Genomic DNA, 22,043 nt, shown 5'->3' with positions numbered 1-22,043 from the left:
CCTCGCTCAGCGGATGTAGATGTTGGGTACGGCGGCGGCGGAATAGGCGCCGTCCAGTTCGGTGAGCACGATGGTCACCCCGGTCTTGCGCTTGAGTTCGACCGCCGAGACCGTGGCAAGCGCCTCGGTGCCGTCGCGCAGCTCGAAGTCGAGCGTCAGCGGTGCCTTCAGCGCAACCGAGCGGGATTGCGCCGGTTCGAGCCCGTCGATCGCCACCGCCTTGGCCAGCGGCACGTAGAGGCTCAGCGCCGGCTGCGGCGTCAGGTTGAAGACGGTGACGTCGCATTTCGCCGGGCTCATCTCGAGCGTGTCCTGCGTGACCAGCGGCGCGCCCTGTTCGGGGACCACCACCGTGTAGTGGGAGCTGGGCGCGACCTCGAACTCGATCGAGCTGGCCGAGAACGACACGTTGATCGCGCCCGGCATGACGTTCACGTAGCCCGAGAGCCCCGAGGTGAAATCCCGGACCGTCGTGCCGTCCACCGCCGCGAAGCTCTCGCCCGGTGCGAGGATGCGGATGAAGCTCGACTCCGGGTCGAAGACGTCGCGGTAGAGCCCCTCGTCCCCCGCCCGCGCGGCGCCGGGGCCGAAGGTGACGAAAGGCGCGAAGAGCGCCGAGGCGGTGCCCCCGGCAAGAAACAGGCGTCGCGTGGTCATGATTTGTCCTCCGAAGGGGGCGTGCAAGTATAGAGTGCGGGATCGCTGCCGAGCGGCGCGGACAGCGCGATTTCAAGCCTCTCGGCGCCCTCGGGCCAAAGCCCGGAGAGCGGCATGTAGAACCGGCCCGTGCGGCGCATGCGCTCGCTGCGGTGCAGGACCCGGGTGCGCTCTGATCCGGTCGCCGAAAGGAACCGGAACTCCAGCTCCAGCGCCGTCGAGCCGCCGGTGTCGAGGAACAGCGTGTCTTCTGCCCCGAGTCCCAGCCCGCCGAGATCGGCGCGCAGCAACCTGCGATCCTCCGAAACGTCCGCAACGATCCGCGCCGTGCACGGTCCACGGGCTGCCGCGATCAGCTCGCGCATGGGCTGGTCTCCGTATTGCGCGAGATTGTTGTAGATCGGGTTCTCCCAGACCAGGAACACCGGCGGCGCCTCCTGGAAATCCTCGGAGGTGAGGTAGGAGGTGATCGCGCCGAACTGGTTGCCGCCGGTGATCGCGTAGTTGATCACTTCGAGCGCGCTGTGCTGTGCGATGAACCCCGGGAAATTGTTGATCGGCGAATCCGAGAAGGAGGTGCCGACCAGCGCGATATCGACGCTTTCCTGCGCGTCGCCGAAGAGATCGAGCCCGCCGCTCAGGTCTTCCTCGGGCACGAGGTCGAGCTGCGCCACGCGTGTCTCGTAGGTCTCGGTTTCCGGCTCGGGAAGGGTTTCGGTGCAGAGCCCCTGCAGGATCCGCCGCATGCCGGAGAAGGAGGTCTCCTGCCCGGTTTCGACGGTGACATGGTCGGTCTTGGCCAGGGCCGCGTAGGCAGGCTGCACGCGGATCACCTCGGCGATCGCCCGAGCGCCGAGATCGGCACCATAGGCGGACCAGTGGAAATCCGCGCCGAAGAAGGGCAGCCGGCCCGGCTCCGCGTCGAGCAGTGCCGCCCGGATGTCCGCCGTGACCACGCCCGCCGCCGCGAGCCGGCGTTGGATGTCCAGGTGCACCTCGGTGGCCACGTCGAGATCGAAGCCGTAGAGCGCCGCCTCGTCGGGCAGGTGGTCCGGCATCGACACGCTCTTCGTCGGGATCGGCACGAAGATCAGCGTGGTCCCCCGCCGCTCCAGCGCCCGCGAAAGCTCGGCCAGCCCGTCGACCACGCCCGCCGAGAAGGGGTGATACATGCGCAGATCGGCGTTGATGCGGAAGAACACCCCATCCCGCCCCTCGAGGCTGGGCAGGTCGCGGTTGCGCTCGAGCCCCGAGCAGCCATAGGCGCTTTCGGCGGCAGGCGCGGCGGTCGCGAGGGCCGCAAGCAGCAGCGCCGCACCGCGTATCGCCAGGCTTCGCGGGCTCATCGTGGTCCCTCCCGGCGCGTCAGCGCTGCCAGGGCGACCGCCTCGGCGAGGCGCAGATCGACCACCGGCTGCAGGTTCTGCACGATCAACTGATGCCGCAGGCTGTGGCCCCGCCCGGCGGCCTCGAGATAGCCGCGGGCACGGCGCAGATCCTCCGGAGCCGCGGCGCCGTCCTGCAGGATCTCGCTGGCCAGCTGCAGGGCGGCGGCCTCGGCGCCCTGCGCGCCCTCGCGCGCGGCCAGCGCCTCGAGCTCGGCCTGCATCGGGCCAAAGGGCGTGCCGCTGACGTGATGACGGATCAGCGCCTCGGTCGCGGCGGAACTGCCGGCGGTGGCATAGGCGAGCAGCGCGTTCTTCAGCACCTCGAGCCGGCCCGCAGAGGTCCGCTCGGGATCGACCCGGTCCAGCGCCTCGACGAAGCCGAAGATGGCGCCGCCGCTGCCGGTCACCGCGGCGATGCCGTAGTAGTGGGCAATGTCCGCGGCGAGATCCGGGCGCGCCTGCAGATCGAGCCGGTTGGCGAGCTGGAAGGCCGCATTGCCGTCGCGATGATCCGCCAGGTCGCGGAGCTGGTCAAAACGCACGCGGGCCCCGCGCGACAGCCGCTTGCGCACCGCCAGGAGGCGCGGCGGAAGCTGGTCCGAGCGGGTGATACCGTGCACCACGGTCACGTCCACATGCTGTGCCGCCGCGCCGCGGTAGACCGCCACGCCGGTGTTCAGATTGCCCTCCTGCGCCTGCGCCGCGGCCACTGGCAGCAGCACGAGCCCGGCGAGACGGGCAAGCAGGCCCGGGGTACGGCGAGGTGTTCTCATCTCCCGCCCTCCTCCGGCACGTGAGCGCCGTCGCCCGCCGCGACCAGCGCCCCGGGCAGGTCGGGGTCGATCAGGTAGCGCACCGGGATTTCCCAGAGCACCGTGGCCGCCCCCTCTTCCGGCGCGCGCGCCTGCAGGTAGTCGCGCATGGGCACGAAGGGCCCCTGCCCCTCGGCCGCGTGGTTGATCACGTCGCGGTGGAGTTCGAGCTTCAGCGCCTCGGCAAAGCTCCAGTTGGGATTTGCGGAATAGGAGGTGCCGACAAGATCGAGGCTCTCGCCCGCCCCCGCATCGCCGAAGAGATCGAGCACCGCCGCCTGCCCCGAGCCCACGGGGCGCGCCTCGTAGCGGATCACCCGTTCCGCGGTGAGACCGACCAGCGGCGCAAACTCCTCGGAGGTGATGTAGGACACCAGGTCGCCGGCGAAGCGGACCTCGCTGCCCGGCGCCGCCTCGAACTCGTCGGAGCCGCCGAGCCCCGGTCGCGCGGCGATGAGCGCCGCGACCGCCCGCGCGCCCTCGGGAGTCCAATGGGTGTCGGTCGCGAGGAAGGGCTGCTGCAGAGCCGCCAGCGCAGCGCGGGTGTCGATCACCGCGATGCCGCGGCCGGCCAGATCGGCGCGCAGCCGGTCGTAGACGTCGCGAAGCTCTTCCGAGAGCGCCCGGTCGGGGCTCTGCGCCGCCATCAGGTCGAGCTTGGCCGGGAGCGGCGCGACGATCAGCTCCGCGCCGCCGGTGCGCAGCGTCTCGGCGGTGCGGGTGATCTCGGCCAGCGCGGCCGCATAGGGGGCCTGCGTCGGCTGGCGCATTTCCTCGTCGGTGAAGAGCACCCCGCCGGTCCCGACCGCGACCCCGGGCCGGCCCTCGTTCAGCAATGCGTAGCGCGCCGCGCCGATGAGCCGGATCGCCAGGTCCCGGTGCGGCAGGTTCTCGCGGTAGAGCGTGTCGATTTCCTGCGTGACGGCCTGCTGCCCCATCCCGGCGAATCTCGGCAGGGCCGCGGTCGGCCCCAGCACCAGCGCCATGTTGGCCGCCGCCGCATAGCCGAAGAAGGCCGTGGGCAGGACCAGTTTCAGCGCGAGATGATGTGTCATGGCGGGCCTCAGAACTGGAAGTAGAGGAAGGGCGAGAAGCTCTGCTCGGACAGCTTCAGCACGGTGAGCACGCCGAGGCCGAGCAGCAGGGTCGCGGTCAGGGCCTGCGCCGCGACCCCGTCGAGGATCCGCGTGCCCCGGCCCGGCGGCGCGGGCCGGCCGCGCATGGGGGCCTGCCCGTCGCGGCGCGCGGCAAGCCGCGGCTCGGCCCAGGCGACAAGCCCGGCGATGGCGGTGAGGACAAGGCTCTCGCGGGTCAGCGCGTGCCAAAGCGCCGCATCGCCCCAGAGGCCGTTGGCCCCCAGCATCGCGGCGTAGACCTCGAGCCCCTGACCCACGCTGCCCGCCCGGAACATCACCCAGCCGAGCAGCACCAGCAGCAGCGTGACCGGCAGCGCCCAGAAAACACCGGGCGCGCGGCGGTCGTGACCAGTGGCGCGTTCCAGCGCCAGCAGGCCGCCATGCCAGAGGCCCCAGAGCACGAAGGTCCAGTTCGCGCCATGCCAGAGCCCGCCGAGGACCATCACCGTCATCAGGTTGGCATAGGTCCGCGCCCGGCCCCGGCGATTTCCGCCCAGGGAGATGTAGAGATAGTCGCGCAACCAGGTCGACAGCGAGATGTGCCAGCGCCGCCAGAACTCGGTGATCGAACGGCTGATATAGGGGAAGCGGAAGTTCTCGGGGAAGTGGAACCCCATCATCTTGCCGAGCCCGATCGCCATGTCGGAATAGCCCGAGAAGTCGAAATAGAGCTGCAGCATGTAGGCCGCCGCCCCGGCCCAGGCGAGCAGCAGGCCGACCTCGCCGCTGCCCTCGAAGGCAAGGTCGGCGAGCGGCGCCACCGCATCCGCCAGCAGCACCTTCTTGCCCAGCCCGATCAGGAAGCGCGCCATGCCCTCGGAAAAGAGGTCGAGCGAATGGGTCCGGCTGCGGAACTGGTCCTCGAGATCCTTGTAGCGCAGGATCGGCCCGGCGATGAGCTGCGGAAAAAGCGCGATGAAGGCGGCGAAATCGACGAATTTCGCCTCCGCCCGCGCATCGCCCCGCCACACGTCGATCAGGTAGCTGAGCGCCTGGAAGATATAGAAGGAAATGCCGATCGGCAGGATCAGGCGCCAATGCACCCCCAGGTCCGCGGCGTCGGTGCCAAGCAGCGCGGCGAGGCTGTCGACGAAGAAGTTGAGATACTTGAACACCCCCAGCACGCCGAGGCAGCCGCTCACCCCTATCGCGAGCCAGAGCCGCCCGCGCGCGGTGCCGCGATGCCGCGCGATCCGCTGCCCGACGAGATAGGCAAAGACCGTGGTGGCAAAGAGCAGCCCGAGGAAATCCACCCGCCACCAGGCGTAGAAGAGGTAGGAGCCGGCGAGGATCACCCAAGACTTGCAGCGCCAGGGCACGGCGAAATAGGCCGCGAGAAAGAGCGGCAGAAAGAGGAACAGGAAGGTCTCGGACGAAAACACCATGGCCGCTCACCCCTCGTCCGGCGCCGAGCAATCGGGCGGCGGCAGGAAACGGGCGTCTGTGCCGCCCGCCGACAGAACCAGCGGCTGCCGCCCCGACAGATCGGCGATCAGCGCGGCGCTGCCGTCCTGCACGTCTCCGTCCAGAAAGCGCGGGAACTGGTCCGAAAAATCATTCGCGCTCAGCCGCAGCCGTGCCGGGGCGGCGGTGTCGATCCCGACCCGGTTGGCGGCAAACCGGTTGCCTTCGAGCTCCAGCACCGTGCCCTCTGGCTGCTGCGAGACGTAGAGCCCCGCACTGCCGGATCCGGAGATCGCGCTGCCCGCGATGCGCGAGGCGCGCGCCTGCCGCAGCGCCAGCCCCTTCTGCCCCGAGCCGACGGCGCGGAGCCCCTGGACCGTGGTGCAGTCCGAGCGGCTGACGGACAGCGCGCTCTTGCCCGCCTGCCAGACCAGCGTGTCGCGCACCTCCGTGCCGTGGCCTGCGCCGCGCAGGCGGATGCCATTGAGCGCGGGCCGGAAGATCTCGGTGCCGTCGATCCATGTGCCGCGCGCGCCGTCGCTGAGCCGGATCGCGTCACCGGCGCCATCGACGAAGCGATTGCCCAGGAGCCGGGCGCCCGAGGTGCCGCGCAGCTCGAGCGCGGTGCTGCGGGCACCGGTGAAGAGATTGTCCGCGAGGGTGCTGCCCTGCGTCCCGACGAAGCGAACGGCGTTGAGGTCGCGCAGGAGCGAGGCGCGCAGCACCGAGGGCTCGCTCGGGCGGTAGAGGCCGCTGACGATCACCGCGAGGCCCGAAAAACTCGGCGTCCGCCCGAAACCCAGCCCCGAGAACAGCGCCGCCTCGGCCTGCAGCACCCCGGTTCCCGCGGTCACCACGAAGGGCGCGAAGTCCGGCGCGGCGGTGTTGGCCCCGCCACTTGCGACGATGCCGCCCGCCGCCAGCTCGAGCCGCCCGAGGTTCACCACGAAAGCGCCCTCGGCGCGGTCGAGCGCGAGCATGGCGCCGCCGTCGATGCGCAGCGTCGCGCCCTGCTGCACCAGCACCGGGTAGGCCATCGCCCCTCCTGCCACCGCCGCCGGATCGAGCCGCCGGGCCTCCGCAAGCAGCTCCGCCGCGTCGATGCTGCCGTCGCGCAGCGAAACCGCCAGGAGCCGCCCCCCCGGCTGTGCCCGCAGCACGGTCAGCTGGTCGTTGGTGCCGACCACCAGCGCCATCTGCGCCAGCGCCAGCCGCAGGTCGAACAGCTCGACCGTGGCCCTTGGCGCAGGTGTCGGCGGGGCAGGGTCCAGATCGACGCGGTCCAGCAGGTCGCGCGGGCGCTGCAGATCCCGCAGTTCGCCCTGCAACGCCACGTAGCGCGCCTCGAGCTGCGACTCCACGCCCCCAGGCACCTCGGCACGCGCGGCCGCTGCCAGCAGCAGGCACAAGGCCAGCAGGCGCGCGAGCGCGGAGGAGCACTCAGGAAACATGCTGCGACCTGCCGTGTTGCTGCGCCGGCACCAGCGTCGGGCGCAGGGTCATCAGCAGGGCCTCCGCCTCCTGCGCGCCGACATTGACCAGGCGGCAGGGCTGCAGGCTGTCCAGCGCGACCTGCTCGCCCGGGCCCACGCAGCGCCGCCAGGGACCGTCGAACATCTCGATCGTGCCGCGCGTGACGATCAGTCGCCGTCCCGCCTCGGGGTCGAGCGTGATCGTGGTGCCCGAGTTGATCGACAGCATCACCATGTCCAGCCCGCCCGAGCGCATCAGGATCATGCTGCGGCCCCAGGCGTGCTCGCGCCGCCTGTGGCGGCTGGCCTCGAGTCGCTGGCTCCGGCGCAGCATCTCGACGACCTTCTGCACGTCCTGGCAGCGGCCCCGGCGGGTGACCAGCAGCGCGTCGGGCGTGTCGATCACGATCACCTCGGGCACGCCGACCAGGGCCACCAGCCGGTCCCCGGCGCGCACCAGCGCGTTCTCGGTGTCGGTGGCGATCACGTCGCCATGAAATACGTTGCCCTTGTCGTCCGGCTGCCCCACCCCGTGCACCGAGGTCCAGGAGCCGACGTCGCTCCATCGGATGTCGGCCGGCGCCAGGACCACATGCGGCGAGTGCTCGAAGACGATGCGCTCGGTCGGCTCGGCGCGGGCATGGCGGAAGGCCTCCCCGGCGAGATGCACCTCGCCGGCCCGGCGCTCGCCGGTTTCGAAGGCGAGGCTGACCGCCGCGAAGGTCTTGGGGTCGATCCTGCGGAACTCGTCGATGATCGTGCGCGCCGCGAACAGCGAGATGCCCGACGCCCAATAGGCGCTGCCCGAGGCGATGAGCGCCTCGGCCTGCTCGCGCGGCGGCTTCTCGATAAACGAGGCGACGCGCCGGAGCGCCGCGTCATGCCGGAAGGTGCCGCCATCGACGATGTAGCCGTAGCCGGTTTCCGGGTAGGCCGGTGTGATGCCGAAGAGCACGATCCGCCCGTCCTCCGCCGCCCTGCGCGCGCCCGAGACGATGCGGTCGAAATCGCCCGAGATCACATGGTCGGAGGGCAGCACGAGCATCAGCCTGTCGGGATCCTCCGCGGCGATCGCCAGCGCCGCCGCCAGGACCGCCGGGCCGGTGTTGCGCGCGAAGGGCTCGACGATGAGCTGTCCCTCGCATTGCAGCCCGGTAAGCTGGCGCTGGACGGTCTGCACATGCGCCGCCGCGGTCACCACCATCGGGTCGGCGTAGCCGCCGGTCCGGTGCCGCTGCACCGTGCTCTGGAAGAAGGTCAGCGAGTCCGCGCTGGCGACGGGGTGGAACTGCTTGGGGCTCTGGCTGCGGGACATGGGCCAGAGCCGCGCGCCGATGCCTCCGCAGAGTATGACGGGAACGATTCCTGACATGTCTTACTCCCTTCCTGTCGTGCGCCCGGCGCGAAGCGGGCGAGTGGCTGGCGTCGGTGGCTCAGGTCGCATCGCCGCTCTCCTCCGCCGGTGTCCCGCGAAGCCGCGACAGGCCATGCCCGAGCGCCGCCAGCCCGGCCGCAACCGGCGCGGGCAGCAGTTGGCGCTCGAAGCGCAGGCGGGCGGAGCTGCCGCTCTGCAGATCGAGCGCCTGCGGCAGGGTGAGCCGGACCGGCTGCAGCGCCGCCCCGGTCGCCGCCGCGGGCAACAGCTCCAGCGTGACCGGCACCACCCTGCCCTCGTCGAGCACAAGCTGCGCCGCATCGCCGGCAAGCGCGCGGGCACTGCCCTCGAAGGTGATCTCGGTGACCGCGGAGAGCGTGCCCTGCGATTGCAAGAGTTCCAGCAGCGGCGTGCCCGGCAGCACCGTCGCACCGCTGGCAAAGGCGTCGAGCGGCGCGATGCGGCAGTCGCAGGGCATCTTCACGCTCAGAAGGTCGCCGGAATTGGCGAGGATCGCATAGACCACGTCGCCCGCCCGCGCCCCGGGGTCGACGTAGGACAGCTGTCCCGCCGCCGTGGCGCGCATGGTCTGGCCGCCCTCGGTCAGGATCACCGGCCGCGGCTCGTAGGCATAGACCAGCCGCTCATGCACGATGCCCGCCGCGACCACGACCAGCGCTGCGGTCAGCCCCAGCACCAGCCCACGGCGCGCGATCCCGCCGAGCCGGTGAAGCACCGGGCGCGCCGCGGCGGCGGGCTGCGCCTTGACCGAGACCGGGCCGGTATAGCCCAGAAGCCCGCCGACCGAGACCACGTCGCCCGCGATATAGCTGTTGAGCAGGTACCGCAGCGGCGGCAGATGCGCGCCGGTCGGGTCGGTGAAATGCAGCACCACCCGCCCGTCCTCCGAAGGGTCCGCCGTGGAGATCCGGGCCTCCAGGTAGAGGCTGACCGAGAAGCCCTCGAGATCGAACCGCAGGCTCACCGGCGTGGCGCGCTCCTCGGGGGTGCGCGGCATCAGGCCGCTGGCATGGGCCCGGGTCAGCGACAGGCTCTCGCCCTTCAGCTGCCGCGTGCCGATCAGCACCGTGAACGGCATCTGCACCAGCGGGTGCTCGCCGTCATGGGCGAACCCGGTCGGAAGGGAGTGTGTCTGTTCGCTCGTGGCCATGGGTCGGTCCTTGTTCGTCGTTGGGTTGGGCCTTCCGTGGTTCGCTTTCCGCGCCGCTCGCGGCGCAGCTCGTTCGGCTCGGGTCGGCGCATCGCTCCGCGCCAGGCCCGTCGGCCCGCGGGTCCGCTCTCAGAACAGCCCTGCGAACCAGAACAGCCCCACCAGGAGCCAGCCCATGGTCAGCGCATGGACGTGCAGCGATCCCGCCGCCGCGAGCCCGCCCGTCCCGCCGGCGCGGGCCGAGGACTGGCGGGTCCATTTCTGCCGATCGAGGCGGAAGAAGACGTAGCTCTTCACCAGCGCGCCGAAGAGCTGGTTGAAGTAGAGAAGAAAAGCATAGCTGATGGGAAATCCGAGACGGCCGCGGAAGCCCGCGATCGCCCAGCAAAAGATGTAGCGGGTCAGCATGACCCAGGCGAGATAGGCCGGAAGCACCGCCATCTCGAAGACAAGCGCGGCGGTCAGCGCGAGGATCGGCCCCGACAGCGTGGTCCAGATCGACACCCGCTGATCGAGGATCGACCACCAGGTGAACGCGCCGATCCGCGACGGCGGCAGCTTCAGCGCCCGGCCGTTGGTCCGCAGCATGTTGCCGAACCAGCGCACCATCAGCACCGTCGCCGATGCGATGAACCCCGGCCGCGGCTGGCTCTCGGCGGAGGTCGAACGCAGGTCCGGCAGGTAGACCATCTCGTAGCCCTGGCGCAGCAGCCAGAACCAGGTCGACTTGTCGTCGCCGGTGAGGAAGTTGACCCGCCCCAGCCGCCAATGGTCGATGAAGTCGGATTGCACCATCTCGATGAAGCCCGGATCGGTGGCCAGGTCGGCGCGGAACACCGACATGCGCCCGGTCAGGGTCAGAACCCGTTTCGACAGGCCCATCGAGCACATCATCACCTGTCGCTGGTCGAAGCGCAGGCGGAACCAGTCGCGGAACAGGCCAGGCTGCGCAATGTCGACCGCCTCGTCGGTGGTCAGCGCCCCGACCCCGCGATCGGTGAACACCGGCGCCGCCTCGGCGACCAGCGTCTCGGGCACGCAGGAATCGCCGTCCACGAAGATCACGATGTCATGCGACGAGGGGCATTGCCGCGAGATGATCCGCAGCGACCGCGCCAGCGCATCGCGCTTGCCGGTGCCGCGGATACGGTCGACGATCAGCCGCACGCCATCCGCTCCGCTTTCGTCCTCGGGGCCGATCACCTGGTCGAAGAGCTGCCGGATCAGCCGCGCATCGGCCCCCTCGACCACGGAGGCGACGACCGTCGCCCCGTCGCGCGCCCGCGCGGCGGCCCGGAAGATCGAGCGGTAGACCTGGATCGTGACCTCGGGATCGATGCCGTAGGAGGTGACGAGGAAGAAGGCATGCACCGGCTGCCGCTGCCGCGCAAAGCGCGCCTGCGCCCGTGCCTTGCGGCGGGGATGCACGATGCGGCGGAACCAGATCGCGCGCAGGAAATTCAGCGCGGCCCAGGAGTAGCGCCACATGCCGAGCACGCCCACGACAAGCGCCGGGGCCCCGGCCCGGCCCAGCATGTCGCTGGTCACGGCACTGCCGAGGATCACGATGACCGACAGGTAGGCAAGGTGTCCCAGCATCGCGCCCTACCAGCAGATGCCGGCATAGCCGCCGCCCGAGACGAGGCTGCGGTCGAGCCGTGTCAGATCGATCATCGGCGTCCGCGCCGCGGCCCTCGCAAGCGACGGCAGCGCATCCGTGTAGAGGTTCCCGACCACGATGGCGTCGGACCGCTCGAGCAACGTGTCGAGATTGCCGACGAGGCGGGTCTCGAGATCGGGCACCGCGGCATTGCCGCGCCCGGCAGTGGCATGCCCGGCGGCGAAAGCCTCGAAGACGAAGGGGTCGTAGATCTCGACCGAGATGCCCGAACGGATCAATCTAGAGGCGAGTTCAGCAAGCGGACTTTCGCGCAAATCATCGGTACCTGCCTTGAAACTGACCCCGATCAGGCCGACCCGGCGCGCCCTGGCCTCGGCGACCAGCGTCTCGGCGCGGTCGATCTGCTCGGCGTTCGCGGCCTCCACCGCGCCAAGCAACGGCGTGGTCACGCCCTTTCGCGCCGCGAGATGGCGCAGGGCCCGGATATCCTTGGGCAAGCAAGACCCGCCAAAGGCAAATCCCGGCCGCATGAAGTAGGGAGAAATCGCGACCTTGTGGTCCGAGCAGAGAATTTCCATCACCGTCTGGCCGTCAAGACCGCAGGACTTGGAAATATTTCCAATCTCGTTTGCAAAGGAAACCTTCACCGCCCGCCATGAATTGGAGGTGTATTTCACCATCTCCGCGGTGCGCAAATCCACCGCGTGGACGGCGCAATCCATGTCGGAATTGATCTCGCGAAGCAGCGTTTCGGTGACCGGGTCCAGAGACCCGAATACAACCAGACCGGGATCGTGATAATCCTCAATGGCCGTGCCTTCGCGCAGAAACTCGGGGTAGTAGCCGACGCCGAATGCCTCGCCCGCCGTCTTGCCGGAGTTTTGCTCGAGCAGCGGAATACATGTGCCCTCGCAGGTTCCGGGCACGATGGTCGAGCGCAGGACAACCGAGTGGAAGCTATCCTTCGCCGCCAGGGCGCCGCCGATCGCCTTGCAGACCTCCGCGACATGGGTCAGCCCGACCGCCCCGTCCGGGCCCGAGGGCGTGCCGACGCAGACGAAAGACGCATCGCTGCCGGAAATCGCTTCGGCGACCGACGCGGTCGCCGACAGTAGGCCCGCGCCCACGGTTTCGGCCACCAGCGCGCCAAGGCCCTTCTCCACGATCGGGGACGTCCCGGCATTGACCGCGTCGATCTTGCCCTGGTCGACATCGACCGCCGTGACCCGGTGCCCCGCCTTGGCAAGACAGGCCGCCGCGACAACACCGACGTAGCCAATCCCGAACACACTGATCCTGGCCATCTCTACCTCATGGACTGCGTTGGAAGCCGATTTCTTGCAGCCTGCAGAAGGGCGAAGGCGCGATATAGTCGGAAAAATCCCTACAGCTGTAGGCAAACTCCCGTCATCTCCGCCGGACGGTCGGCCGCGCCATCCGAGAACGCCAGACGAGCACGCCCGCGCCGGAGGGCGACGGCGCGGCTGCGAAATTGCGAGTTCTCAGGATGCAGTGCCGGCGTCGGCGGCATGTTTCGCCGCGGGGCGGGCGCCGCGCAGGCACCGAAGACGGCACCCGGCGGGGCTCAGGTCCACAGACCCTGCGACAGCGCGTAGTCCACGAGCTCGGCGCGGCTGCGCAGCCCGAGCTTGGTCTGCGCCCGCGCCTTGTAGGTCTCGACCGTCTTGGCGCTGATCGACAGCGCGCTGCCGATCTCCTTGGCGTTCTGGCCCTTCGCAACCCGTGCCACGACCTGCCGCTCCCGCTCGCTCAGCCCATCGGCACCGGCGCTGCGCTTGCCGAGGATCCGCGACAGCAGCGGCACGAACCCGGGATCGAAGTACACGCCACCAGACAGGATCGCCGCGATCGCGACCTTCAGCTGCTGCAGGTTCGCATTCCGTCCAACGCAGCCGTGCAACTGCGCCTCGATCGCGACACGCAGCGTGTCACCATCCACCCTGAGTGTATATCCGAGGAGCTTTGTCTCCGGACTGACGCTTCTAATTTGATCCACAACGCTGGACCATCTTGATATATCTGGCGAGCCAAATTCCAACGGATCGACAATTAGGACACTTGGCCTGTAACTCAGCGCCATTTCGAGAATATCGACATTCCCCAGAATGAACCCCCGGCAGTCGAAATCCCCTTCCTCGTTCAATTGCGTCGCAAGGGCCGAGCACATGGCTGCGCTTCTATCGAACAGTCCGACCAGTTTTTCTCCACAAACGTATGCTGTCTCCTGATTTTCGCCGCTCGCATGACTTTTTGAATATAGGTTCTCGAACATATGCTAAATCTCATAGACCGACCCCTGGGTTGAATGGGAAAAGCTGCGCATTTATATCACGCGCCTGCCGAAAGAAACAATTGGAACGTCGCAAAGTCTCAATGACCGAGAACGACAGCTCGCATTTTTTGGGTGAATTGAAATATCGCTAAAACACTCCTGGATTGCAGCAACATCGGGCCGGGTCTGTCAACACAAACCTCCACTGCGCCAGGGGCGCGTTCCTATGGTGCCCCGACACTCATCCCGGAAACCGCGGCACGCCGAAGCTGCAGGCCTGGCGCCGCCCCTTGCCGCGCAGATCCCCGATGGTCGCAGCCAAAAGGTGCCCCGCCGCAACCCGCGGCGCCGGACGCGAGGATCCTGCGGAAGAAGGGTCGACTTTTGCGCCCATTCCTCGGATATCCGGGACGCGAAGCAAGGATACAGATGATGGACAACTCAGCGAGCACAGCGACCCGGCTGAACGCCTTTCTCGACGGCCAGACTTTCGGATGCGTGCTGGCGGACCCCTTCGGCGCCCGCGGCAAGGGAGACGGGGCAAACCTCTCGCTCGAGGAGATCTGCGCGCTGCCGGTGGCCGACCACATGGACGACCGGTCGCACTGCTACCTCTGGGTGCCCAACAGCCTGCTGCCGGAGGGCATGAAGGTGCTGAAGTCCTGGGGCTTCAAGTACACCAGCAACATCATCTGGCAGAAGTCGCTCAGCACCGGTCCCGAAACCGAGACCGACAGCTTCGTCGACATGACCGAGATCCTGCTGTTCGGTATCCGCGGCAAGAACGTCCGGACGCTCGCCCCCGCACGCAGCACGGTGAACTTCATCCAGCCCGGCGACGAGGCCACCCCGGAGGCAGCGCAGAAGCCCGAGCAGCAGTACCAGATCATCGAGCGCTGCAGCTGGGGGCCGTTCCTCGAGCTCTTCGCGCCGGACGCCCGTGACGGCTGGACCTCCTGGGACGGGCAAGACCCGGCGCGCTGACCGGCCGGGCGCGCGACCCGCACCCGGCTATTTCGCCGCCTTCGACCGCACGACGTCCTTCAGGCACTGCACGAAGAGCTCGACGAAAGGGTTGAACCCGTCCGCCCGCCAGGCCGCGACCAGCGAGATCGCCTCGGGCAACTCGTCGAGCGGGCGCACCACCAGACCCTCCATCGGCTCGTGCTCGACCCAGCGCGGCACCACGCCCACGCCAAGCCCCGCGGCCACCAGCACCACCACCGCCTTGGTATGGCTGACCCGTTGCACGATGTTCGGCGAGAAGCCGGCGGCGCGGCAATGCTGGAACACGATTTCCTGGTAGGAGATGCCGCGGATGTCGCTGAAGCCGATGAAATTCTCGTCCCTCAGATCCTCGACCCGCAGCGCCTTGCGCGCCGCCAACGGCGAGCTGCTGGGCAGCACGGCGGCAAATCCCTCGCGGTGCACCTCGAACGTCTGCAGCCCGCTCATGCTGCGCGGCGGGCGGATGAAGGCCACGTCGATCTTGCGCTCCGCTAGCAGCGGCAACTGTTCCTCGGTGGTGTGGAAACTCATGTCGAACTGCACCGCCGGGGCCTGGTCCGAAAGCGCGTGCAGCGCGCTCGGCAGCACCGAGTAGATCGCCGAGGACATGGCGCCGATCCGCAGCCGCCCGGCCTTCAGCCCGCCCACCGTCCGCGCCTCGTCGATGGCGTCCTGGAAGCTCAGCAGCGCCTCGCCCGACTTTTCGAAAAGCGCACGCCCCGCCGGGGTGAGGGTCACCGTACGGGTGGTCCGGTCGAAGAGCCGCACGCCGATGCGCTCTTCGAGCTGGCGGATCTGCTGCGACAGCGGTGCCTGGCTGACGCCCAATATCTCGGCAGCGCGGCCAAAGTGCAGTTCCTGTGCGACACGCATGAAGTAGCGCAAGTGGCGGATCTCAACGCCTTTCATCCAATTATTCCCCAAAACAGAACAATACATACTATTCATATATTGGACTTGAAGACGCAAGGCTGCTGGTCTGCATCAACCAACAGGACACCCATATGACTCGCCAAGAACCTCTCGACCTCTTTCGACCGGTCCGATGGATCGTCACGATCATGCTCATCGTCGTGGTCGCCACGACCTTGCTGCAGATCATCATGCGCTACGCCTTCAATGCCCCGCTGATCTGGAGCGAGGAATTCGTGCGCTTGCTGATCGTCTGGATCACCTTCATCGGCGCCTCCGCGGTCTGCTACGATGGCCGCCACCTTAACGTCGAAGTCTTCCTCAAGGCCGCGCCGCCGCGGCTGCGCGCCGCCATGCGGGTGTTCAACGCGGTGGTCTCGCTGTTCTTTCTCGCGGTGCTCGGCTGGCACTCCATCACGCTGGTGAAGATCGAGATGATGCAGGACATGTCCGCCCTGCCGCTGAAGATCGGCCACATCCGCCTCGCCGCCACGGTCGGCTGCGCGCTGATGGTGATCGCGATCCTCGCCCGGATCTTCTACCGCCGCCCCGGGCTGAGCCGGATCGACCCGGCGCATGTCGAAAACGACGCGATGTAAGGCCAGACCATGCTGACGACCCTGATTATCCTGCTGCTGCTGGTGCTGCTGTTCACCGGACTGCCCCTGGTCTTCGCGATCGGCACCGCCTCGCTGACCTATTTCTACTTCTCCGACATCAACCTCGCGCTGCTGACCCAGCGCATGACCTCCTCGGTCGACTCTTTCCTGATCCTGGCGATCCCGTTCTTCTTTCTCGCCGGCGAGCTGATGAACGCCTGCAAGCTGACCGACCGGATCATCAACCTCGCGAAGGTCTGCGTCGGCCACATCCACGGCGGGCTGGCGCAGGTGAACATCTTCGCCTCACTGATCTTCTCGGGCATGTCCGGCTCGCCCACCGCCGACACCACCGCGCTCGGCTCGGTGCTGATCCCGGCGATGAAGCGCGAGGGCTACCCGGCCCCCTTCTCGGCGGCGGTCACCGTGGCCTCCTCGATGGTCGGCCCGATGGTGCCGCCCTCGGTCTCGCTGGTGATCTACGGCACGCTGGCCAACGTCTCGGTCGGACGGCTGCTGCTCGCCGGCATCCTGCCGGGGCTGGTGATCATCAGCACGCAGATGGCCTTCACATATTTCTACGCGCGCTACGCCAAGCTGCCGCGCTATGAGCGCGCCTCCTTCCCCGAGGTCCGCACCGCCTTTGCCCAGGGCTTCGCCGCTCTGATGTTCCCGGTGATCATCGTGTCTGGCATCCTGCTGGGGATCTTCTCGCCGACCGAGGCCGCCGCCGTCGCCGTGCTCTACGCGCTCTGCCTAGGCTTCATCTACAAGAACGTCAGCCTGCGCGACATGCTCGTCGCGGTGACCACCACCGCGCTCGGCACCGCACGCATCCTGTCGATCATCGCCGTCGCCTCGGCCTTCTCCTGGATCATGGTCCGCGAGGGCGTGCCTCTGGCGATCGCCAACTCGATCTCCTCGATCTCCGAAGACCCGCTGATCGCGCTCTTCCTGATCGTGCTCATGCTGCTCGGCGTCGGCCTGCTGATGGTCGCCTCCTCGGCCGAGATCGTGCTGACCCCGATCCTCGTGCCGGTGATCCTACAGTTCGGCATCGACCCGGTGCATTTCGGCGTGCTGATGGTCTTCGTGCTGATCATCGGCGGCGCCACCCCGCCGGTCGGCGTGCTGCTGTTCATCGCCCAGGACATCGCCAAGATCAGCCACCTGCAGATGGTGCGCGCCATGCTGCCCTTCTACGTACCGCTGGTGCTGGCGATCATCCTCCTGGTCTGCTTCCCGCAGATCAGCCTCTTCCTTCCCAACCTCGTCTTCGGCGATTGAGCCGAACGGAGACCACTATGACTGCTGACCACCAAAATCTTCTGGAAAACATGACCTTCGAGCAATTCGACGCCTGGTCCAGGGCCGAGGAAAAGCCGGTCATCCTGATCCCGCTGGGATCGCAGGAAATCCAGGGGCCGATGGTTCCGATGGGGGACTTCATGCTGACCCGCGAGGTCGCGGCCGGGGTGGCGCTGGCCTCGGGCGCCATCGCCGCCCCGACCCTGCCCTTCGGCTATGCCGAGTACTTCCGCACCGTGCCTGGCGGCATCGCGCTCTCGGCCGACGCCTTCCGCGCCACGCTGACCGACATTCTCGACAATTTCCTCGACCACGGTTTCACCCGGATCGTCATTCTCAACGGCCACAGCGGCAACTACCCGCTGGTCGACCAGGTGATCCGCAACGCGCGCAAGAAGCACGGGCTGCTGGTGCCCTGCATCAACCTGTGGCGCTCGATCCCCGATGCGCTCTGGACCGAGCTGCACGGCGACTTCGGCAAGAAGGCCTTCTCCCATGGCGGCGACCCGGTGACCTCGGTCTACATGCACTACTTCCCGCAGCTGACCCACGCAGACCGCGCAAAGCTGCCGGAAACGCCGGGCACGCTCGCGGATCTGCCGGTGGCGGGGCTCGCCGGGGTGAAATTCCAGGACATCGAAATCGGCATGCCGGTCAACGTTGACGACCGCTGCCCCGACGGGATCGTGGCCGGCGATCCCGCCCGCTCGTCCGCGGACAAGGGCAAGAAGATTGCAGAGCACCTCGTGGCCTTCTGCAGCGACTTCATCGCCCATTTCCGCGCGAGCGACCCGAAAGTTCCGGCCATGCAGAAAACAGGGAAGTAAAAGACATGAATAAGTTCACCATTGCCGCCGCCCTGCTGGCGAGCACCACGCTCGCCGCACAGGCCGACGAGATTCGCTACGCGACCTGGGCCCAGCCCGGCGAAGCCCCCTACGCAGGTGCCGAGAAGTTCAAGGAAGTGGTCGAGGCGAACTCGGAACACACCGTGACGATCTTCCCCGGCGACCAGCTCGGCAAGCCCAAGGAAGTCTATTCGCAGATGGCGCTCGGCTCGACGCAGATCCTCGCCTCGGGCGATCCGGGCCTGAAGGAGATCGAGTATCTCGCCCTGCCCTACCTGATGAGCGACATGGGCGACTATGCCGAGGTGCTCGATACCGACTTCGGCCAGGAGTGGAACCAGCGCCTCGTCGACGAGCGCATGGTCCGCATCCTCGGCTTCATGCCGCGCAGCCCGCGTCAGATCAGCGCCAACAAGGTGATCAACACCATCGACGACCTGAGCGGCCTGAAGCTGCGGGCACCCGAGCGTGACTACTACGTCAAGTCGCTCTCGGCGCTCGGCGCGAACCCGACCCCGATGGCCTTCGCCGAGGTCTACACCGCGCTGCAGACCGGAATCGTCGACGGCCAGGAAAACCCGATCGAGACGATCTACGCGCAGAAATTCCACGAGGTGCAGGAGGGCGTCGCGATGATCGATTACATCGTGAAGCCCGCCTATGTGACCATCTCGGAAAGCTTCTGGCAGGACCTGTCCGACGAGGACAAGGCGCTGATGGTCCGCGCCAACGAGGAATCCACCAAGGTGATCGAAGAGATGCTCCCGCAGGAGCAGGAAAAGATTCTCGCCGAGATGGAAGCTGCCGGCGTCACCGTGACCTACCCCGAAAAGGCGCCCTTCATCGAGGCGACCCAATCGGTGCGCGACGAGCTCGGCACCGAGGTCTGGGGCGAGGAGGTCTACAAGCAGATCGCCGAGATCGGCCAGAACTAAGCCCTTCCCTCTTCAATCCTGAAAACGGACCCTCCCTCCGGCCCGCGCGGGAGGGGTGGTTCCCCTTTGTCCGAGGAATACCATGTCGCAAGCCACCAACCTCGTCTCCGAGATCGACGCGATCACCGCTGAGATCACCGAGGACCTGATCCGCATCCGCCGCTGGATGCACGAAAACCCCGAACTCGCCTTCGAAGAGGTCAAGACCTCGGCGATGATCAAGGACGAGCTCGACAAGATCGGCATCTCCTGGACGGGTGGCTTCGGCAAGACCGGCCTCTGCGCCACCATCGGCGACGGCTCCGGCCCCGTGATCGCCCTGCGCGGTGACTTCGACGCGCTGCCGATCCACGAGACCGGCACCCCAGAGTATGTCTCGAAGACCCCCGGCAAGATGCACGCCTGCGGCCATGACGCACATACCGCCATCCTGCTTGGCGTGGTGCGCGTGCTGGCGCGGCTCGGCAGCCTGCCGGGCAAGGCGATGTTCATCTTCCAGCCCGCCGAGGAAGGGCTTGGCGGCGCGCGGGCGATGCTCGAGGACGGGCTGTTCGAGCATTGCGACCCCGACATCGTGCTGGGCTATCACAACTGGCCGCTGATCCCCGGCGGCACCATCGGCTGGCACCCGGCCACGGCGTTCGCCTCGACCGACCCCTTCGACATCGAGATCACCGGCAAGTCCGGCCACGGCGCGCACCCGCATCTGGCCAAGGATCCCATCGTCGCGAGCGCCGCGCTGGTCAGCGGCTTGCAGACCATCGTCAGCCGCCAGGTCGCGCCGCTCTCCGCCGCCGTACTGTCGATCGGCAAGATCGAAGGCGGCACCGCGCGCAACCAGATCCCCGACACAGTGCGGCTCGAAGGCACCACCCGCAGCCAGGATTCGGCGGTGCGCGCGCAGGTCCGCGCGGCGATCGAGGCCCAATGCGCCGGCATCGCCGCGCAGTTCGGCGTCGAGGTCAGCCCCGTCTTCCACACCGGCGTGCCGCCGGTGGTCAACAACCGCGAGATCCTCGACCCGGTGCTCGACGCCACCCGCCAGATCATCGGCGCTGAGAAGGTGATCGAACTACCGCAGGGCTCCATGGGCAGCGAGGACTTCGCCGAGTTCTCGAGCCGCAAGCCCGCCGCGCACCTGCGCATCGGCTCGCAGCTCGAGCATCACAAGACCATGCTCCACCGCAGCGACTTCGATCTCGACGAAGCCTGCATCCCCACCGCGGTGCGGTCGCTGAGCCACGCCATGCTAAGCTTGATGGATCAGCAGGGCTGAGACGATGAAAAAGACCCGCCGGAAAACTTCCGGCGGGTCTTTTCCTGTCTCGGGCCGGCGGTGAGGACCGCGCCGGGCCCGGCGCCCTCGGCAGGGACCGGCAAAGCCCCCCTGCCCTCCTCAGCCCTGCGTGCGCGAGAACATCACGACGCGCGACACCAGGCGCTGCCGCGGCTCGCCCTCTTGGTTCAGCGTCAACGTCTCGACGGTGACCATCGCCCGGCCGGGGCGCGAGCGCGACGGTTTGATCTCGGTGATCGTGCTTTCCACGTGCAGGATGTCGTCGGCCCGCGTCGGCTTCGGCCAGGTCACCTCGACCCCGGCGCCGACCAGCCCGTCGGCCATCGGCAGCGAGGAGACGAAGAGCTTCATGGTGATCGCCGCCGTGTGCCAGCCGCTGGCAGCAAGCCCGCCGAACAGGCTGTCCTCCGCCGCCGCCTCGTCGAGATGGAAGGGCTGCGGGTCGAACTGCCGTGCAAAATCCTTGATCTGCGCCGCGTCCATCGCGTGGGTGCCGCTGACGAAGCGGTCGCCCACCGCAACGTCCTCGAGATAGAGCGTCCGCGGCGCGGCGGTGCCGGTCTGGTCTGTGGGTGCTGTCATGTCCTCGGTCGCGTCCTGTGCCTGTCCGTCCGCGCCCGCTCCGGAGCGCCTCGGGACATATGACGGATGCGCCCTGCCGAGGTCCAGCCCGCAGCGCCGGGCGGCGCAGATCGGGTCGGGGAACTGTCCGGTTAGCGCCGCTGCCGCGGGGCCGATCAGGCGGCGGGCCCGAAGGCCCGGACCGCCGGTGCGTCTGGGGGCTCAGCGGCCGCGGACGATACGCTTCTCCGCCCAGGGCGGCGCGACCTTCATCTCGCGGGTGATCGGCGTGTTGAGATAATACTCCATGTCACCGTAGCGGCGGTCGTAAGTGCCCCAGTCACAGACGTACTCGACGCGGTAACCAGCCATCTTCAGGAGTCCATTGACCATTTTCATTTCTCCTTGCGACCTGCCTCTGCGGGATCGGGTGATCTCCGTGGCGTGGTCTCAGATTAGCCCGCAAGGCCTGCGACCGCCCAGACCCGCGCCGGGATGGGAAAGGGTGGCGGATGGGTGCCGCGCTCGCCGAAGGGATAGGTCCCCTCCCCCGGCAGGCCAAGTCCCGCCACCCGGAATCTTTCCTGTGGCTGGCACGCGTCGGCTGAGCGACACTGCCGGCATTCAACACAACGCATTTCACAGGAGATTTCCGCATGGGACTTTTCAGCTTCCTCAAGGGCAAGGGCAAGAAGCTCGGCACCGAGCCGACCCCGGCCAAGGCCGATCTCGAGGCGGAACTGGACACGCTCGGGCTCGACAAGAGCGGCGTCGAGATCGAGGTCGACCCCGAAAGCTCCAAGGTGAAGATCAAGGGCCAGCCGAAGGACCAGGAGACCCGCGAGAAGATGATCCTCGCGGTCGGCAATATCGAGGGCGTGTCGGAGGTCGAGGACGAGGCCGAGGGCCCTGCCCCGGTTTTCCACGAGGTGAAGGAGGGCGAGAACCTGTGGAAGATCGCCGAGGCCACGCTGGGCGACGGCGCGCGCTACACCGAGATCTTCGAGGCCAACAAGCCGATGCTCAGCGATCCCGACAAGATCTACCCCGGGCAGGTGCTGCGAATCCCGGGCTGACCGGCCTGACCCATGGCCGCCTCGGCCTGCGCCCGCGGGACGACACCGATGCCTTTGCGGGACGACCGCCAAGAAATCCGGCAGCCGGCCCTGCCCTCGCCCGCAAGTCCGGGCGGGGCCCTGCGCCCCCTTGCGATTCCCCGATGCCGGGGTAAGACTTCCCGGGTCAG

The 22,043-nt window shown here is 67.9% G+C and carries 21 protein-coding genes; 7 read left to right on the top strand and 14 right to left on the bottom strand.

Translation table 11 applies throughout. The annotated features are described in order from the left end of the window. Window positions 1-6: 6 nt before the first annotated feature. From LC039_RS23835 to LC039_RS23785, 11 genes are all read right to left on the bottom strand, one after another. Complete coding sequence (locus LC039_RS23835; protein WP_226628890.1) at window positions 7-657, bottom strand: alginate O-acetyltransferase AlgF; 651 nt, start codon at window positions 655-657, stop codon at window positions 7-9. Further along, window positions 654-2,003: an alginate O-acetyltransferase AlgX-related protein gene (locus LC039_RS23830; RefSeq protein ID WP_226628889.1), complete on the bottom strand. Its 1,350-nt coding sequence runs from the start codon at window positions 2,001-2,003 to the stop codon at window positions 654-656. Before LC039_RS23830 ends, LC039_RS23835 begins: the two co-directional genes overlap by 4 nt. Continuing rightward, on the bottom strand, window positions 2,000-2,818 hold the full coding sequence (locus tag LC039_RS23825; RefSeq protein WP_226628888.1) for a hypothetical protein: 819 nt from the start codon (window positions 2,816-2,818) through the stop codon (window positions 2,000-2,002). Before LC039_RS23825 ends, LC039_RS23830 begins: the two co-directional genes overlap by 4 nt. Further along, entirely contained in the window at window positions 2,815-3,912 is a 1,098-nt protein-coding gene (locus LC039_RS23820) for an alginate O-acetyltransferase AlgX-related protein (RefSeq protein ID WP_226628887.1), read from the bottom strand. The genes LC039_RS23825 and LC039_RS23820 overlap by 4 nt, the downstream gene beginning before the upstream one ends. Window positions 3,913-3,920: 8 nt before the next feature. Continuing rightward, a complete protein-coding gene (locus LC039_RS23815) occupies window positions 3,921-5,378 on the bottom strand; it encodes an MBOAT family O-acyltransferase (RefSeq protein ID WP_226628885.1) in 1,458 nt (485 codons plus the stop codon). 6 nt (window positions 5,379-5,384) lie between these two features. Beyond that, window positions 5,385-6,848, bottom strand: coding sequence for a right-handed parallel beta-helix repeat-containing protein (locus LC039_RS23810; RefSeq protein ID WP_226628884.1), 1,464 nt, complete (start codon window positions 6,846-6,848; stop codon window positions 5,385-5,387). Further along, window positions 6,838-8,241, bottom strand: a complete 1,404-nt coding sequence (locus tag LC039_RS23805) for a mannose-1-phosphate guanylyltransferase (RefSeq protein WP_226628882.1) — start codon at window positions 8,239-8,241, stop codon at window positions 6,838-6,840. Before LC039_RS23805 ends, LC039_RS23810 begins: the two co-directional genes overlap by 11 nt. A gap of 61 nt (window positions 8,242-8,302) precedes the next feature. Continuing rightward, entirely contained in the window at window positions 8,303-9,415 is a 1,113-nt protein-coding gene (locus tag LC039_RS23800) for a hypothetical protein (protein ID WP_226628880.1), read from the bottom strand. A 129-nt stretch (window positions 9,416-9,544) separates the two neighbouring features. Beyond that, window positions 9,545-11,014, bottom strand: coding sequence for a glycosyltransferase (locus LC039_RS23795; RefSeq protein ID WP_226628879.1), 1,470 nt, complete (start codon window positions 11,012-11,014; stop codon window positions 9,545-9,547). A 6-nt stretch (window positions 11,015-11,020) separates the two neighbouring features. Beyond that, a complete protein-coding gene (locus tag LC039_RS23790; protein ID WP_226628878.1) occupies window positions 11,021-12,340 on the bottom strand; it encodes a nucleotide sugar dehydrogenase in 1,320 nt (439 codons plus the stop codon). Window positions 12,341-12,621: 281 nt separating this feature from the next. Further along, window positions 12,622-12,996, bottom strand: coding sequence for a helix-turn-helix domain-containing protein (locus LC039_RS23785; RefSeq protein WP_226628876.1), 375 nt, complete (start codon window positions 12,994-12,996; stop codon window positions 12,622-12,624). A 765-nt stretch (window positions 12,997-13,761) separates the two neighbouring features. Between LC039_RS23785 and LC039_RS23780 the strand changes: the two genes are divergently transcribed. Next, window positions 13,762-14,313 carry an MT-A70 family methyltransferase gene (locus tag LC039_RS23780; protein ID WP_226628874.1) on the top strand — a complete coding sequence of 184 codons (552 nt, stop codon included), beginning with the start codon at window positions 13,762-13,764 and terminating at the stop codon, window positions 14,311-14,313. Window positions 14,314-14,340: 27 nt separating this feature from the next. On the opposite strand, the gene LC039_RS23775 is transcribed toward LC039_RS23780, so the two are convergent. Beyond that, window positions 14,341-15,246 carry a LysR family transcriptional regulator gene (locus LC039_RS23775; RefSeq protein ID WP_226628872.1) on the bottom strand — a complete coding sequence of 302 codons (906 nt, stop codon included), beginning with the start codon at window positions 15,244-15,246 and terminating at the stop codon, window positions 14,341-14,343. 95 nt (window positions 15,247-15,341) lie between these two features. Here LC039_RS23775 and LC039_RS23770 point away from each other — a divergent pair, with 95 nt between their 5' ends. From LC039_RS23770 to LC039_RS23750, 5 genes are all read left to right on the top strand, one after another. Then, the gene (locus tag LC039_RS23770) at window positions 15,342-15,848 is read left to right on the top strand and encodes a TRAP transporter small permease (protein WP_226628870.1); all 507 of its coding nucleotides are present in this window, start codon (window positions 15,342-15,344) and stop codon (window positions 15,846-15,848) included. 9 nt (window positions 15,849-15,857) lie between these two features. Beyond that, complete coding sequence (locus tag LC039_RS23765; RefSeq protein ID WP_226628869.1) at window positions 15,858-17,135, top strand: TRAP transporter large permease; 1,278 nt, start codon at window positions 15,858-15,860, stop codon at window positions 17,133-17,135. Between the two features lie 50 nt (window positions 17,136-17,185). Then, window positions 17,186-17,983 (top strand): creatininase family protein, encoded by a 798-nt coding sequence (locus tag LC039_RS23760; RefSeq protein ID WP_264179661.1) that lies wholly within the window; start codon window positions 17,186-17,188, stop codon window positions 17,981-17,983. 5 nt (window positions 17,984-17,988) lie between these two features. Continuing rightward, entirely contained in the window at window positions 17,989-18,939 is a 951-nt protein-coding gene (locus tag LC039_RS23755; protein ID WP_226628853.1) for a TRAP transporter substrate-binding protein, read from the top strand. A gap of 82 nt (window positions 18,940-19,021) precedes the next feature. Then, window positions 19,022-20,215, top strand: a complete 1,194-nt coding sequence (locus LC039_RS23750; protein WP_226628852.1) for a M20 metallopeptidase family protein — start codon at window positions 19,022-19,024, stop codon at window positions 20,213-20,215. Window positions 20,216-20,335: 120 nt separating this feature from the next. Here the strand turns inward: LC039_RS23750 and LC039_RS23745 are convergent, their stop codons facing one another. After that, the gene (locus LC039_RS23745; protein ID WP_226628850.1) at window positions 20,336-20,818 is read right to left on the bottom strand and encodes a MaoC family dehydratase; all 483 of its coding nucleotides are present in this window, start codon (window positions 20,816-20,818) and stop codon (window positions 20,336-20,338) included. A gap of 201 nt (window positions 20,819-21,019) precedes the next feature. Beyond that, a complete protein-coding gene (locus LC039_RS23740; protein ID WP_226628848.1) occupies window positions 21,020-21,190 on the bottom strand; it encodes a hypothetical protein in 171 nt (56 codons plus the stop codon). Between the two features lie 263 nt (window positions 21,191-21,453). Between LC039_RS23740 and lysM the strand changes: the two genes are divergently transcribed. Continuing rightward, window positions 21,454-21,873, top strand: coding sequence for a peptidoglycan-binding protein LysM (lysM, locus tag LC039_RS23735; protein ID WP_226628846.1), 420 nt, complete (start codon window positions 21,454-21,456; stop codon window positions 21,871-21,873). Window positions 21,874-22,043: the final 170 nt, after the last annotated feature.

Source organism: Alloyangia pacifica (assembly GCF_020524285.1).
GTDB lineage: Bacteria > Pseudomonadota > Alphaproteobacteria > Rhodobacterales > Rhodobacteraceae > Salipiger > Salipiger pacificus_B.
The sequence above is the reverse complement of the archived record's forward strand: the minus strand, read 5'-3'. Positions and strand labels throughout refer to the sequence as shown.

Bases quoted from the DNA above. Each gene is read 5' to 3' on its own strand.
- LC039_RS23835 (WP_226628890.1), bottom strand. From the start codon at position 657: ATGACCACGCGACGCCTGTTTCTTGCCGGGGGCACCGCCTCGGCGCTC.
- LC039_RS23830 (WP_226628889.1), bottom strand. From the start codon at position 2,003: ATGAGCCCGCGAAGCCTGGCGATACGCGGTGCGGCGCTGCTGCTTGCG.
- LC039_RS23825 (WP_226628888.1), bottom strand. From the start codon at position 2,818: ATGAGAACACCTCGCCGTACCCCGGGCCTGCTTGCCCGTCTCGCCGGG.
- LC039_RS23820 (WP_226628887.1), bottom strand. From the start codon at position 3,912: ATGACACATCATCTCGCGCTGAAACTGGTCCTGCCCACGGCCTTCTTC.
- LC039_RS23815 (WP_226628885.1), bottom strand. From the start codon at position 5,378: ATGGTGTTTTCGTCCGAGACCTTCCTGTTCCTCTTTCTGCCGCTCTTT.
- LC039_RS23810 (WP_226628884.1), bottom strand. From the start codon at position 6,848: ATGTTTCCTGAGTGCTCCTCCGCGCTCGCGCGCCTGCTGGCCTTGTGC.
- LC039_RS23805 (WP_226628882.1), bottom strand. From the start codon at position 8,241: ATGTCAGGAATCGTTCCCGTCATACTCTGCGGAGGCATCGGCGCGCGG.
- LC039_RS23800 (WP_226628880.1), bottom strand. From the start codon at position 9,415: ATGGCCACGAGCGAACAGACACACTCCCTTCCGACCGGGTTCGCCCAT.
- LC039_RS23795 (WP_226628879.1), bottom strand. From the start codon at position 11,014: ATGCTGGGACACCTTGCCTACCTGTCGGTCATCGTGATCCTCGGCAGT.
- LC039_RS23790 (WP_226628878.1), bottom strand. From the start codon at position 12,340: ATGGCCAGGATCAGTGTGTTCGGGATTGGCTACGTCGGTGTTGTCGCG.
- LC039_RS23780 (WP_226628874.1), top strand. From the start codon at position 13,762: ATGGACAACTCAGCGAGCACAGCGACCCGGCTGAACGCCTTTCTCGAC.
- LC039_RS23775 (WP_226628872.1), bottom strand. From the start codon at position 15,246: ATGAAAGGCGTTGAGATCCGCCACTTGCGCTACTTCATGCGTGTCGCA.
- LC039_RS23770 (WP_226628870.1), top strand. From the start codon at position 15,342: ATGACTCGCCAAGAACCTCTCGACCTCTTTCGACCGGTCCGATGGATC.
- LC039_RS23765 (WP_226628869.1), top strand. From the start codon at position 15,858: ATGCTGACGACCCTGATTATCCTGCTGCTGCTGGTGCTGCTGTTCACC.
- LC039_RS23760 (WP_264179661.1), top strand. From the start codon at position 17,186: ATGACCTTCGAGCAATTCGACGCCTGGTCCAGGGCCGAGGAAAAGCCG.
- LC039_RS23755 (WP_226628853.1), top strand. From the start codon at position 17,989: ATGAATAAGTTCACCATTGCCGCCGCCCTGCTGGCGAGCACCACGCTC.
- LC039_RS23750 (WP_226628852.1), top strand. From the start codon at position 19,022: ATGTCGCAAGCCACCAACCTCGTCTCCGAGATCGACGCGATCACCGCT.
- LC039_RS23745 (WP_226628850.1), bottom strand. From the start codon at position 20,818: ATGACAGCACCCACAGACCAGACCGGCACCGCCGCGCCGCGGACGCTC.
- LC039_RS23740 (WP_226628848.1), bottom strand. From the start codon at position 21,190: ATGGTCAATGGACTCCTGAAGATGGCTGGTTACCGCGTCGAGTACGTC.
- lysM (WP_226628846.1), top strand. From the start codon at position 21,454: ATGGGACTTTTCAGCTTCCTCAAGGGCAAGGGCAAGAAGCTCGGCACC.